This window comes from Paenibacillus sp. FSL A5-0031 (assembly GCF_001956295.1).
In the GTDB taxonomy this organism is placed as follows: domain Bacteria; phylum Bacillota; class Bacilli; order Paenibacillales; family Paenibacillaceae; genus Pristimantibacillus.
The window spans coordinates 1-14,048 of sequence record NZ_MRTD01000004.1; the positions used below are offsets into that span (position 1 = coordinate 1).

At 44.9% G+C, this 14,048-nt stretch carries 10 protein-coding genes; all 10 read right to left on the reverse strand.

The window, feature by feature from the left end; genetic code table 11:
- Positions 1-191: 191 nt before the first annotated feature.
- The 10 genes from BK120_RS08500 to BK120_RS08545 all read right to left on the reverse strand — a co-directional run bounded on the left by BK120_RS08500 (position 192) and on the right by BK120_RS08545 (position 13,990).
- Positions 192-1,739: an ABC transporter substrate-binding protein gene (locus tag BK120_RS08500; RefSeq protein ID WP_076267075.1), complete on the reverse strand. Its 1,548-nt coding sequence runs from the start codon at positions 1,737-1,739 to the stop codon at positions 192-194.
- A gap of 83 nt (positions 1,740-1,822) precedes the next feature.
- On the reverse strand, positions 1,823-2,713 hold the full coding sequence (locus BK120_RS08505) for a carbohydrate ABC transporter permease (RefSeq protein ID WP_076267076.1): 891 nt from the start codon (positions 2,711-2,713) through the stop codon (positions 1,823-1,825).
- 15 nt (positions 2,714-2,728) lie between these two features.
- Positions 2,729-3,634 (reverse strand): ABC transporter permease, encoded by a 906-nt coding sequence (locus BK120_RS08510; RefSeq protein ID WP_372238971.1) that lies wholly within the window; start codon positions 3,632-3,634, stop codon positions 2,729-2,731.
- A 251-nt stretch (positions 3,635-3,885) separates the two neighbouring features.
- Positions 3,886-5,457 carry a response regulator gene (locus tag BK120_RS08515; protein WP_076267077.1) on the reverse strand — a complete coding sequence of 524 codons (1,572 nt, stop codon included), beginning with the start codon at positions 5,455-5,457 and terminating at the stop codon, positions 3,886-3,888.
- Positions 5,458-5,459: 2 nt separating this feature from the next.
- Positions 5,460-7,205: a sensor histidine kinase gene (locus BK120_RS08520; protein WP_076267078.1), complete on the reverse strand. Its 1,746-nt coding sequence runs from the start codon at positions 7,203-7,205 to the stop codon at positions 5,460-5,462.
- 92 nt (positions 7,206-7,297) lie between these two features.
- Complete coding sequence (locus BK120_RS08525) at positions 7,298-9,568, reverse strand: glycoside hydrolase family 3 protein (RefSeq protein WP_076267079.1); 2,271 nt, start codon at positions 9,566-9,568, stop codon at positions 7,298-7,300.
- 128 nt (positions 9,569-9,696) lie between these two features.
- On the reverse strand, positions 9,697-10,800 hold the full coding sequence (locus BK120_RS08530) for a Gfo/Idh/MocA family protein (protein ID WP_076267080.1): 1,104 nt from the start codon (positions 10,798-10,800) through the stop codon (positions 9,697-9,699).
- A 22-nt stretch (positions 10,801-10,822) separates the two neighbouring features.
- A complete protein-coding gene (locus BK120_RS08535) occupies positions 10,823-11,692 on the reverse strand; it encodes a sugar phosphate isomerase/epimerase family protein (protein ID WP_076267081.1) in 870 nt (289 codons plus the stop codon).
- 574 nt (positions 11,693-12,266) lie between these two features.
- Positions 12,267-13,175, reverse strand: coding sequence for a fumarylacetoacetate hydrolase family protein (locus BK120_RS08540; protein ID WP_076267082.1), 909 nt, complete (start codon positions 13,173-13,175; stop codon positions 12,267-12,269).
- A 41-nt stretch (positions 13,176-13,216) separates the two neighbouring features.
- On the reverse strand, positions 13,217-13,990 hold the full coding sequence (locus BK120_RS08545) for an SDR family NAD(P)-dependent oxidoreductase (RefSeq protein WP_076267083.1): 774 nt from the start codon (positions 13,988-13,990) through the stop codon (positions 13,217-13,219).
- Between the last annotated feature and the right edge of the window lie 58 nt (positions 13,991-14,048).

The window sequence follows — 14,048 nt, forward strand, 5'->3', positions numbered from 1 at the left end:
GCTTACCTAAGGTAAGTCTGGAGGTCGGGTGGCTTTCGCTTGCCCATAATCCTATGAAGCAAGCATAGACCAGAATAGAAAAGTAGCAGCACAGGAATAGCTCTCCTGTACTGCTACCAATACTCCCGTTTAAAGCGAGCTATTCCTCAGCGAGCTTGATGCTTATGGGACAGCCCCCATTCAGCTTCTGCCTATTTTTTAGCTGCCGCCCAAGCGTCCAGCTGTTTTTGTTTCTCTGCGATAATTTTGTCTATTCCCGCTGCTTTCAGCTGTTTATTGAATTCAGGCAGCTTCGAAACAGGATCGACCGTTCCGGTCTCCAGTGCAATTTTGTACTGGTTTTGCACATTCGTTACTGCCGCAATTTCTGTTTTGACGGCATCCGCATTAAAAGTAAAGCCTAGCGCTTTTGATTTCACGGCGTTTCTATTAAACTCAGCCAGCTGATTCCAAAGCTCTGGATCATCGCCATTCCAAATGTGTGAAAGCGATTGGTTGCCAAACATCCAGCCCATTTGGAGGTTGTAGCCTGAGTTTGTGGCATCCACGCCTTGCGGGTAATCAATGACATTGTCGGAAACCTTCACGTAATGCTTGTTCTCAATCCCATAATCCAGCAGGTTGATGAAGTCTTTATCGGTATACATCATATTCAGCAGCATCATCGCTCTTTCTGGGTCCTTCGAGTTTCTTGCGATACTCCACATAACGGAAGTAATATTATACGTCGCTGTTGCTGCAGGGCGGAAATGCACCGATACCATCTCTTTGCCTGTAGATCTTGATTCCTGCGTCTCAATACCCGGCTTCATATGGGATATGAACGAGAATGCCTTGCCGGATTTAACTAGATTGTATTGCGTCTCAGTGCTTGTAGCTGCATCCTTGGCAATATAACCTGCTTGATTCCATCTTCTCACTGTATTCAGCATTTCGGCATATTCCGGCGTCTCATACATGTTCACGACCTTCAGGTCGTTGTCATAGCCTGGAAGCACGCCAAAACCTTCGCCCAAGTTATCAAAGTAGCTGAGAACAAAAATATCGAGAATAGATGTTCCATACTTAACTGTCGGAATCATATCCGGTTCATTATCTTTAATTGTTTTGAATACAGCGTCCAAATCATCCAAAGATTTAATCGCGGCAGTATCAATGTTATATTTTTCAACCAAATCCTTGCGCATCGTGATGCCATAATCTGCTGCCAAATCCCTGATACTTGGTACTGCATATATTTTTCCATCGATTCTCGTCGCATTCAAGAACGCAGTATCAAGGGAATCTAACGCTTCCGTAACCCCTTGTCCATTCTCAGCCAAGTATCCATCAAGCTCAAGAAGCTGCCCTTTAGCTACATCTTGGCTGTAGGTTCCAAGTCCGCTGACGATCAAATCCACCTGTTCATTACCCGACATCATTAGCGTCTTCTGCTGAGCCCATGCGCCAAAGCCGATAGGTACCAGCTTTACCGTCGCATTGATTTTTGCTTTCGTCATTTTGTTGATTTCATCCTGCACCAGCTTTAAGTCCTTTGGCTCGCCCCCGACCGGAAATACCATAACTAGCTCAACAGGCTTGAGCTCCCCGCTGCTGTTGCCGCTTTTTCCTTCTGCTGTTTTTCCGTCGTTGCCTGCATTAGTGCCCTTGTTGTCTCCATTGCCGCATGCACTGATCACCATTGCGAAAGCTAGTACGATTAAGAGAAGCGTTTTTGCCACAAACTTGTTTTTTCTCATTGCTGTGACCTCCCTATTTTTATTTATGATCCGATTCTATCTATAAATGCATGATCCATGCCGTTATAGCGTCTATGAAAGATTTATCCTTTAACAGCACCAATCGTCAGGCCTTTAACGAAATACTTTTGGAAAAACGGATAGGCAATCAACAGTGGAATGACTCCAATTGCGGCCATTGCCATCCGCATTGGCGCAAGCGGAATATTCGCTCCAATATCTGCATTACGGCTGCCTGCCTGCGTAGAAGATTGTAAGAACTGTACGTCCAGCAATATTCGATTAAGAAGGTTTTGAAGGCTATAGTAGTGACTATCTGTAAGATAGATTAAGCCGTTAAACCAGTCATTCCAATATAATATGGTGTAAAATAACCCTACTGTAGCAAGCACCGGCGTCGAGAGCGGCAATACGATCCGGTAAAATATTTTCCATTCCCTTGCCCCGTCGATATAGGCGGATTCAATAATCGCTGTCGGAATTGAGCTTGCAAAAAAGGTTCTCATCAATATGATAAAAAATCCGTTCATCAAAAGGCCCGGTATGATTAAGGCCAGCATCGTATTTTTTAAATCAAAATAGTTGGTGTAAAGCAAGTACGTCGGTACAAGACCTCCGTTAAACAGCATCGTAAAAAATACATAAAATGCGAGCGTGTTGCGAAACGGCATTTCTAGACGCGAAAGCGGATAAGCGACCATCGCGGTAAGCGTAAGTCCAAGCGTCGTACCAATTATAGTCGTTAAAACCGTAATGCTGTATGCCCTTATAATGTCAGAAGAGCTGTTCCACAAATAGTGGTATGCGGAGAAGCTGATTTTATCTGGGAAAAAAGCATAACCGCTGCGAACGAGCTCCATATCATCGGTAAGGGAGGCGGAGAACAGCAGCCAGAAAGGCATGATGCAGAAAAAAGTGAACACTAGCATAACGATATTAATGATCCATTGATAGAGCTTCCCCGATGCTTGCATAATACATCTCCCTTTCTAAAACAACGCGTTGTCTTTGTTGTATTTTCGTACGACCGCATTCGATAAAATAACCAAAATGAATCCGACCAATGCTTGGTACAAACCTGCGGCCGAGGACATCCCGATGTCGCCGAGGTTAATCAATGCTCGATAAACATAGGTATCAATCGTATTCGTTACTGGCATCAGCGCGCCTGTGTTAAGCGGAACTTGAAAGAATAAGCCGAAATCGGAGTAGAATATACGTCCAATGGCGAGCAAGGTCATAATCGTAATAACCGGCGATACGAGCGGAAGCGTAATCTTCGTAATTTGCTGCCACCGGTTAGCTCCGTCGATCGTTGCTGCCTCGTAATACTCATTATCGATGCCGATGATCGCTGCCAAATAGATGATGCACAAATTGCCTACGCCTTTCCACACGCTTACGAGCGTTAGAATCCAAGGCCAATACTTGGTCTCACTGTACCAAGAGATCGGATCAAGCCCCATCATCGGAAGCAAGGTTTTGTTCATGAATCCGTTCTCAACATCGAGGAAGCCGAGCACCAGATAGCCGACAATAACCATCGAGATTAGAAAGGGAAGCAGGATTAGCGTCTGATACAGCCTTGATAAGAAACGTTTGCGAATTTCATTAAGCATGATCGCAAGCGCTAATGCAATCCCCGTATTCAGCAGGATAAAGGTAATATTATAAAGCAGCGTATTTCTTGTAATGATGTAAGCATCCGTTGTTTTGAACAAATACTCAAAGTTTTTAAAGCCAATCCAGTCGCTGCCCATAATTCCTTTGGCAAAATTGATGTCCTTAAATGCGATCACGATTCCGAACATCGGCAAATAGTTGTTAATCAGCAGGTACAAAAGGCCGGGCAGCGCCATCAGTACGAGGGCGCGGTATTTCTTAACCTTTCTCATCTCCGATGCGAATGCTGCTTTCTTCTTCGTCTTCAATGAGACCTGCTTCATATTGGAGGGTGACGTCTCAGGATTTGCTTGCACGGGTCTCAACCACCTTTGGCTTCGTTTAATATGTTGCTTAACTAATAGTAGCGCAAACAAAATAGAGCCACTACTAATAATCCGACATCCGACTTTCGAGTTTCCGACATCTTAAACGGGAAAAGAAAAATGCCGTCAGAGGGTCTCTAATCCTCTAACGGCATCGTTTATTTGGACGGACAGCCTTTGCGATAATACTGGGGTGTCATCGATACTTCTTTTTTAAACAACGTAGAAAAATACGAAAAATTCGAGAAGCCAACCGCGAGTGCGACGTTGCTGATCGTAGTATCGGTTCTTGCGAGCAGCTCCTTTGCAAGATTGATTCTTTCTTTCAAAATATAGTCGGATATCGAGAGCCCCGTCTCTTTCTTAAACAGTTTAACGATGTAATCAGGGCTTAAGCCAATATAATCGGCGATATATTGTCTGGACAGCTCCTCATCGATGTGAAGGGCAATATAGCGCTTGATCTTCTCGACCACCGTCTCCGTCGAATCCAGCTTTTCCATATGGACGAGCGCCTTCTCAAGCACATCCCGCACCCAATTCTGAAGGTTCGTCACGCTTCGTGTCGCTGACAAAATACGCTCTGGCGTCAAATGATCCGAAAAAATTTCATCCGCGCGCAACCCCTGCTCATGCAGCGTATGCAGAACCATTTGCAGAAAGCTTTGATAAAATTGCTGCAGCCTTTTGGCACCTAAGCACTCAATTCGTTTCCACGAATCCAAAAACAGCTGCAATTCATCGAGTACCTTTTTCTTATTTCCTTGCTTAATGAGCTCCGACCATACATTCATGGGCGGCATTGGAATCTGCGATTCCTTCTTTATTGGATCATCGATGAACATCACACAGTCTGCCATATTAACTTGATTCTTTTTAAAAGCAATCAAGCCTTCCACCATATCCCGCACTTCATGGACTTGTGCCGATTTGCCAATATAGCAGGACACATGACAATATAAATAATGATTGCTCATCTCAATAAATGACTGACAGCGCCTTTTAATTTCTTTGCTAAAGAGCTTGCCATCTTCTGTTTGCATAACATCCTGTGCAAACACAATGAGCATGTAATCAGCGTTCATCCGTACGATTTGCGCACTAGCAGCACGCTGAATAACGACCTCCTCAAGGGCGTTGTGTAGCGCATACTCCATAATTTGCAGATCACGGGCGGTTAATGATTTCTCCCAATGCTCGATACTGATAAGAACCGGTAGAAATGTCATAGACCTCGTATACGGAAGCTTCTGCTTGCCGATAACCTCCATCATTTTATGCTGGTTAGACGGAATGGCTTGCTTCAGTACATCCTGCCAAAAACGCTCGGCCGCCATCGTTGCCGATTCCCGTTCCTTCCTGATTTTCTCAATTAGCTTCGTCATCACAAGCTTCAATTCATCATGCGGAACGGGCTTCAACAAATATTCAAAGCTGCCAAGCTGAAGAGCTTTTTTCGCATATTGAAAATCAGCGTGACAGGTTAGAAATACACATTCGGTTTGGGGATATTGTTCACGCACCCATTCAAAGAGCTCCAGCCCGCTGCCCTGCGGCATTTCAATATCACAAATCATCATATCAAATGGCTGAAGACTAAATTCCTCCTTCGCTTGCCGAAGATTATGTGCGAGAGTGACACTTATAATGCCGAGCTCTCTCCAGTTCACACTCGATTTAATGCCATTTGCGATAAAGATCTCATCATCAACGATTAATAAACGGTACATATTCACGACCTCATTTCTTTCGTTAAAGGCATCGTTATTTCAACTGCTGCACCATCTTCGTTATAAAAAGCCATGCTCGCCTTGTCCCCGTATAACAGTCGCAATCTGCGTCTAACATTCCAAATGCCAATATGCTCGCCATCTTCATTCATTAAATTAATTTCCTGCTGCAGCTTCTGCAAAACCTCCTCAGAGAAGCCGCGGCCTGTATCATGAATTTGAATTCGCAATCTCTCTTCTGGCATCAATTCGCATCTTCCAATCGATATCGCAATATGAGTCGGCTCATCCGTGTTAATTGCATGTTTTATCGTATTCTCCGCAAAGCTTTGGATAATTAACGGAGGAATATAACATTCCCTCAGCTCGCCATCAACAGCGATGTCGTACGTAAAGCTTCCGGGAAAACGAAAGGTCTGGATTTTCAAATAGTTTTCACTATGATTTAGCTCATCCTGCAGAAGCACGTAATCCGTCTGGCTGCGGAACATAAACCGGAAGTAGCGGATCAAGGAGAGGGACAGCTCCTGTATTAATTCGTACTTCTTCTCTTGTGCCAAGTAATAGACGATGTTGAGGCTATTCAAAAAAAAGTGAGGGTTAATTTGCAGCTGCAGCTGTTTCAGCTCTGCTTTCTGATTAATCAATTGTTCCTCATATACGTCAATTTTTAATTGTTGAATATCGCAGACCATGCTGTTGAACGTTTCATTCATCATTTCGAATTCATTGGAGGTCGGTTTATTCGGTATTCTTGCCTCCATATAGCCTTCTTTGATTTTGCGCATGGCGACAATAATTCGATTGATCGGCAGCAGGACCACTTTACGCAGAAAATACAAAGCAATCACTAGAATGAGAATCGAGCCTGTCGCAATCAGCACAATGATTCTTTGCAGATAAGGAAGCTTCTCCAAAATATTTTGCTCGGGTACGACAGCTACTAATCCAAATTCACCTTTGCCTGACTTTTCGCCCATGACGAGGTAATTGTTGTCTTCGCCGGAAAGCTGATACGTCTTAGAAATATAGGATAAATCGATTTTATTTTTTTCGAAAAAGTCCTCGTCTTGAAGCGGCCTATTGCTCTCATCAACAAGCAGCGACCTGCCTTCCGATCCGAGGTCTAGAAAGTCCAGCGGGTCCATAACTCCGTCCACATTAACCCCTGCCCCAATGTAAAGGTTGCCAGCCTTAATCATATGCAGCAAATAATTTTGTTCTTTCAAATTCAGCACAGACCATTTATCGTACTGATAGTTTTTCATTGCTTGTTCATCGTTCAGAAGCGCAACAATTCCTTCCTTGATGAAATCATTGTTGGTATAAGCAGAGCCAGTCAGCTTAGGCGCGAACAACAAATCCTGATTCAAGGGTGAATAAATAAAAAAATAGTCCAATGCTTTATAATAAGTCGCATTGTCTCTTAACTCTGTAAATAGCCAAATTCGCTGCAAATTGTATAAATCTACATCTGCTTCTGGGAGACTATCGAGAATATTCAAACCGGATTCTTCCGCAGTAAATTTGAGCATGTAGCTATCTATATCCTCAAGCGTCGTGTCAATCAAACCCATGTATAGATTAAGCATATTGCTGTTGGACTGCGCTACTTGATTACGAACGACATCAATCGAATACAAATTGTTATAAATGAGAAAGGAAACCATCGGAATCATAATAAGCATAAGCCCTGTTACCAGCTTAAATCGAAGCGAATTAAAGAGAGAACGATTAAGTAATTTCAAGTTCTGCTAAGCCCCCATTTGCCTCTTAAATAAAAAATAGAGCTATATACAACTATTAGCCGGGGATTAATCCCCGGCCGCACGTTATCAAACTATTTTTTCTTGCCGTAGTGTTTCGTCCTATCATCCACGATAATCCCGCTCCAGTTTAAGCCATATGCAAAATCATAGGCGTTCCCCTCGGAATCAACATGTACTTCCATATCATGCGCAACATCTTCCAGCTGCTCCTCAACGGTCTTCATATTCGCAGGCATCTGCATCGGCAGCAGCCCTGAAGGCTCAGCTTCACCGGTAATCATATCTAGAATCGCTTGGTCCTGTACCCCAAATGCAGCAATGATTGCATCGGCCTCTGCTTCAAATTCTGCAACGATAGAAGGCTTCGATAATTGAAGCGACACAATGACAGGTTTGCCTTTCATAACCTCTTTCGTTCTCAGTACAGCCTCCAAGTCCGAAGCATTTGTGGTCGTTACCGTTTTCCCCTTATAGGAGCGGTTTAACACATCTCTTTCATCGCCGGCTATACTAATTTCCCTAGCATGCTCTGCAGTATAAGGGGCGTATTGCAAGCTTATCGGAACATAACCGTTTCCACCTGCTTCAGCATCTGCCTTGCTGTATCCGCTGCCGGAATCTGCCCCTGTAATGAACACCATTGCAAAATCAGCTGTCTCCGGGTCATCCGTTACGTTGAAATATTTCTGTATAACATCCATATTGACGGAATATCCGTCAAATGCAGCAGTCGGGAATCCGATCCAATTGGTACCTGCTGGTCTGAAGCGTTTAGGAATATAGACCGTCTTCAGTTTCTGTATCGGGAGAACGTTTCCTTTGTTTTTAAGCAAAACGAGTGATTTGAGCTGCGCTTCGTAGCCTGCAGTCATAAATTCAGCATTGCCGACAATGCGAGTGGTTTGTTCTGGATCACAATATGGGTTCTCGAATAAGCCGACGCGGAACATGTTCTTCAAGAGCCTTACCGCTGACTGCTCAAACCTTGCTCGCATATAGGCTTCACCATGCTCTGCCACACCGATATGATAAGCTTCAATGACAGGACCTGCGTCATTATTTCCACCGAATTGATCTACTCCGGCCATAAGTGCTTTGTAATGACGCTCCGAAGCGGTATAACCTTCCTCAACCCCCCATGCACGTCCTCCTGGAAACAATCGTGTAATATCAGTGCCTTCATCGTCCGTAATTCCCCAGTCCGTGCACACGACACCATCGTAGCCATATTTATCACGAAGCAGGTTTCCGATAATATGAGCATTGTAGGCGTTGCCCACATTCTCGCCATTCACCTGATCTTGATTATAGGAAATTGTATAATAAGGCATAATGGCTGATGCTTTCTCCGTACCCCCCGAGAGCTTGAAAGCGCCGTCCAAGAATGGGATCAGATGCTCCTCGAAGTTGTTGCCTGGATATACCGCAAATTTGCCGTATCCAAAATGAGCATCTCTGCCGCCTTCGCCAGAACCGCCGCCCGGCCAATGCTTGACCATCGCATTTACGCTTCCTGCTCCCCAGCCGTCTGATGGAGACTCTTCTTCAAACGAGGTCTGAAACCCGTCGACGTAGGCTTTTGCCAAATCGGCTGACAGTCTTGAATCCTCTCCGAACGTACCGTCGAAGCGTGACCATCTTGGATCGGTCGCGATATCGATTTGGGGAGAAAGAGCGGTTGCAATGCCAAGCGCCCTGTATTCCTGAGCAGCGATCTTCCCAAACTGATGAACAAGCTCAGGATCAAACGCTGCGGCAAGCCCCAGCGTTTCGGGCCACATGGAAATTGCGCCTCCTGCCCCTGCATTATATTCCTTGCTCGCATCGGATCCATGGCGCGGATCGCTGCTGTTATTCGCCGGGATGCCCAAACCTGTACTTTCGGCCAAGGCTTGTACTTTATTGTTCCAATGAGCAGCAATCTCCGGGCTTTCTACAAAAGTAAGGAGCACATGCCGCAGATGGTCTTGGGTTAAAAACTTTATTTGTTCATCGGATAAATCATGCGGCTTCGCACCGCTCTCCGAATAGGGCTTGCCATTATAAGAGGCGGTGAAAAAGCCATGCGAAGCTGGAACCGCCTGATGCGCGCTGTACAACATCAAACCGGCAATTTGCTCGATGGACATTTTTGAGGCTAAATCCTTCGCTCGCTCTTCTGCCGGCAAGCGCCAGTCCTCGTATTTATCCAGCTTCCCATCCTTATTGAGGTCTTTAAATGCAAAACCATCTTCCACTATAATATTTACGCCTGAATTAGCTGAATACCCGAGTGTTGGGCCACCTTCATTTTTTACATATGTAATCGTTTCCAATTTTGTTTCAGTCCAATGATCACTCATGTCATTACTGCCTCCTAGGACGATTATCATATTCAGACATTAACGTATTCCCTCTCACTAGCGGAAAAACCTTCCCACTGATGGAAAGGCTCCCTTTTATATTGTTTCTCAGCTAATTTAATAAATATTTATTCAAATTCTACAACTTTGCCCGTTTCAGCTGACTTATAGATCGCCTCTAAAATTTGCGTGACCACATAGGCTTGCTCTGGTTTTACGAGAGGCTCGGTATCATTAATAATACTATCCAGCCATTGTCTTGCTTCTTTCACCCCATCATCCTCAGCCCCTGGACCGAAGTAAGCAATGCCTCCGCTAAAGGAAGGTTTCGTCTCCACAAGCTGTCCGTGTTTGGCGCTATTAAAGATGACATCGCTTTTCCCAAACGTTGAGCTAGCTTTCATTTCTGCTCCGCCTTCTGTCCCGCAAAGCGTAGTCATCGCCTCTTTAGCATCGGTTGTATTTAGTATCCACGATGCCTCCAAGAAAATCGTAGCGCCGTTTTCCATTTTAATAAATCCGAAAGCCGAGTCTTCTACATCATATCTTTCCGGGTCCCATGCACCCATCATATTGCCTTCGAACTTATCCGCCATTTTATGATAGACAGAACCACTCACCGATTTCGGCTTATAGTTATCCATGAACCATAATGCCAAGTCCAGCGCATGCGTGCCTAAATCGATTAACGGTCCGCCGCCCTGCTGCTCTTTATCCAAAAAGACACCCCATGTCGGCACTCCGCGTCTGCGCACGGCATGAGCTTTAGTCATATAAATGTCTCCTAAATCACCTTCGCGGCATGCCTTATGCAAAATTTGAGAGTCATTCCTAAATCTATTCTGATAACCAATCGTCAGTTTCTTGCCTGTCCGCTTAGCCGCATCTACCATTTTTTTGGCTTCAATTGAGTTGATCGCCATTGGCTTCTCACACATAACATGCTTGCCCGCTTCTAGTGCATCAACTGTTATATAAGAATGCTGCAGGTTCGGTGTTAATACATGAACAACATCGATTGATTCGTCTTCGAGCAGCTTTTTGTAATCGGCATAAACTTTAGCGCCCTCGCTTCCAAAATCCTGAGCTGCCTTTTGCGCTTTCTCTTCAATAACATCACAGAAGGCAACCATTTCACCCATATGTGAAAGCTTGGCTAACGATGGCATATGCTTCTGGTTCGCGATACCGCCGCAGCCGATGATACCGATTTTAAGTTTTCCTTTGCTCATTGAATATTCTCCTCCTTATGGGCTATACATATTGTTGAAGCACAGTCAGATCCTTGCGAATGCTGGCAAACTTGTCTTCCGACTCGCCCTCGTTCTCCACAAGCGCATAACGGACATGCCCCATTGCGCGGATTTGCTCATACACAGCTGCAAAATCAAACCTGCCTGTGCCAAGGTCAACGAAGTCTCCAGGGCCAATATGCTTCTGATAGATTTGAAATGGTTCAAGCCCTTCTTCGCTGCCTAGCTGCATAGCTTCCATAATATTGAGCTGGCCGGATAGATTATTGCTTATATCCTTCTGGTGGACAATATCACAACGATCGCCAAGCTTCTCTAACACATGAATCGGATCTATGCCTGCACGTACGACCCATGCCATATCGATTTCAAATTTCACATAGGATGGATCTGTATTTTCCAAAATCAAGTCGAACAGCGTTTGATCACCGACCGCTTTAAACTCATGCGCGTGATTATGCAGATAAAACTGGAACCCGCCATCCTTCATTTTTTTGCCGACACTGTTCATTTGCTCCGCAGCTTTCAGCGTATCCTCACGATCTTTGATCCACACGGATGGGAGCACGATTCGTTGGCAACCGATACCCGCGTAATACTTCATAAGCGAATCCCAGTCATGCGAAATCAATTCTTGCCCCGGCATCGTGCCTTCATGAACCGCTACTGCATTTAGACCAAGCTCACGAAACTTATCTCGAACCGCTTCCATAGGAATTTCATCGATATATCGTGTAAAGGACTTCATATTGAATCCAATAAGCTCAATATTTACATACCCTGCGGCAGCAACCTTCTCCAGCGTTCCAAAGTAATCCTCACCAAGTTCCCTGTATACGGAAAAAATATTAATGCCAGCTTCAATAGTCATTCGGCGAAATACCCCCATCTCGATTGGTTGATTGTGTTCTTATTTATTATGATAGAATACCGGAGACTTTCTTTCTTTCACGTATCCGTCATTCTATTATTGAATTTCCGCACTGTGGCTGTCGGAACGAAAGTTTTGCCGCTAACTAGTTGGATAAAAAAAAGGGCTGTCTCAAAAGTAGAATGACCTCCACTTGAAACAGGCCCTGCTTTTTTTGGATAGAGCTTAGGCAAAACGATGTCCTTCCCTTATCATACTTTTAGCTTGCGAACCGAATAACCCTTATTTCGAACATTCATCGTGGTTTATAATTGTAACGAACTCTAGAATCGTTATTTAGAGAAAAGTTGCTCATAACCCCTTATAAAGCATGCTATAACGTTAATAAGGTTCGTTAAAATAAAAGAAAGGACGTTTTCTGCGTAATAAGCATAATACAGTTCGTTAGTGAAATGATCTTGGAATGTTATGCGCTGGGCGAGCCTATTTATAGCCAACCACATTTCTTTCTCTATTAATAAAAAAAGAAAGCCTCAATGAAACAGGCTTTCTCCACTCGCTGAATCTATGCTGTTTACTGAACTTCCTCTACAAACCGATTCGTCAGCGAACCCAGCTTTTCGATTTCGATCGTAACCGTATCGCCAGCCTTCAGCCATACCCGCTTCTCTTCCGGGTAGCCGAGTACAACACCCTCAGGCGTTCCAGTAAGAATAATATCGCCTGGCGACAATGTCATATGCTGTGAGACATAACTCACGATTTCATCACAGCTAAAAACCATATCCGAAGTATTGGACTGCTGACGCACTTCGCCGTTAACCGTGCAGCCAATAGACAGATTGTTAGGGTCTGCAATTTCATCTGCAGTGACCAAATAAGGGCCGAGCGGGCTGAACTTGTCCAATGATTTGCCAAGCAGCCACTGCTGCGTGCGCATTTGCAGATCCCTTGCGGACAAGTCGTTGACGCAGCAATAACCGAATACATGCTCCAGCGCCTGCCCCTTCTCAACATACTTTGTTTTCTTGCCAATGACGATAACCAGTTCAGCTTCATAATCAACCTGACTTGTCACCTTTGTTGGAAGCGGAATATCTTCTCCATGAGCAGCTACGGTGTTATCGAATTTGTTGAACAAAATCGGATACGCAGGAATTGGAGCGTTGGTCTCATGCGCGTGTTTGCGGTAGTTCAGTCCGATGCAAATAATTTTGCCCGGCTCGGTTACACATGGGCCGAATGTAATATCCTCTTCGCGGTATAGGGCAGCAGAATATTGTTCTAAAGCTGCGGACACTTCCTCCACAAACTGGCTTAACGCACCAAGCGTATCCGAACCACCTTCAATCACTTCCATAACTGCTGTCGGTACATTCGGCTTATTGTTGATTTTCAGCGCCTCAACGATATCCAAGACGCCACTCGCTAATTTAACTCCTAAATGAGAGCCATTTTCTTTTTGAATGACAAGCAATTTCATAGTTATCTTCCTCTCTTTTGTGGATGATTCATACTGCCGCGTCAAGCATTTTTGCCAAACACGACGCCTCCATCAATGTAAAGCGGTGAGCCCATCATAAAGCTCGACTCATCGGATGCAAGAAACAGTGCCGCCTTCGCTACATCTTCCGGACGGCCTAATTCATTGCTGAGCTGCCGTGATTTTAGCGATGCGATGGCAGCCTCTGGGTCCTCGTAAGAGGTGCGTAAATAGTTTTCAACAAACGGCGTCATAATCGTACCCGGCAAAAGTGCATTCACACGAATATTGTACTTAGCATAATCGACCTGCATCGATTTGGTAAGTGCCAGTACCGCTCCTTTGGTAGCTGCATAAGATGCGCGGTTTGCAAGACCCATCTCTGCAATACAGGAAGACATGTTAATAATCGTGCCGCTCGCTCGTTCCATCATATGAGGCAGGACATACTTGGAAGGCAAATAAACCCCGCGAATATTGACCCGGATCACGCGATCCCAATCATCCGGCTCCACCTCATGAAGCGCCCCTACACCGCTAATGCCGGCATTATTGAACAGGACGTCAATTCGGTCGTGTGCGGCAAGCGTTTCGCTTACCATGGATTGAACGGAATCTGGATCAGTAACATCCGCATAAACAAACGAAGCCCGCCCCCCTAGGGAGTTGATCTCTTCTACCGTTTCCTTTCCTTTATCTGCGTTCAGATCGTTAACAACAACAAACGCGCCTTCCTTGGCGAATAGCAGCGCCGAGCTCCTGCCAATGCCTGAACCTGAACCGGTAATGAGGACAATCTTATCCGCTAATCTCATATACTAAGCTCCCTTCTATATTCGAATTCACGCCCCAAAACTAACCGCGCGACCTCAC

What these genes read in the sequence shown, in the direction of transcription:
- BK120_RS08500 (WP_076267075.1), bottom strand. Translation starts at nt 1,739, where the DNA reads ATGAGAAAAAACAAGTTTGTGGCAAAAACGCTTCTCTTAATCGTACTA.
- BK120_RS08505 (WP_076267076.1), bottom strand. Translation starts at nt 2,713, where the DNA reads ATGCAAGCATCGGGGAAGCTCTATCAATGGATCATTAATATCGTTATG.
- BK120_RS08510 (WP_372238971.1), bottom strand. Translation starts at nt 3,634, where the DNA reads ATGAGAAAGGTTAAGAAATACCGCGCCCTCGTACTGATGGCGCTGCCC.
- BK120_RS08515 (WP_076267077.1), bottom strand. Translation starts at nt 5,457, where the DNA reads ATGTACCGTTTATTAATCGTTGATGATGAGATCTTTATCGCAAATGGC.
- BK120_RS08525 (WP_076267079.1), bottom strand. Translation starts at nt 9,568, where the DNA reads ATGAGTGATCATTGGACTGAAACAAAATTGGAAACGATTACATATGTA.
- BK120_RS08530 (WP_076267080.1), bottom strand. Translation starts at nt 10,800, where the DNA reads ATGAGCAAAGGAAAACTTAAAATCGGTATCATCGGCTGCGGCGGTATC.
- BK120_RS08535 (WP_076267081.1), bottom strand. Translation starts at nt 11,692, where the DNA reads ATGACTATTGAAGCTGGCATTAATATTTTTTCCGTATACAGGGAACTT.
- BK120_RS08540 (WP_076267082.1), bottom strand. Translation starts at nt 13,175, where the DNA reads ATGAAATTGCTTGTCATTCAAAAAGAAAATGGCTCTCATTTAGGAGTT.
- BK120_RS08545 (WP_076267083.1), bottom strand. Translation starts at nt 13,990, where the DNA reads ATGAGATTAGCGGATAAGATTGTCCTCATTACCGGTTCAGGTTCAGGC.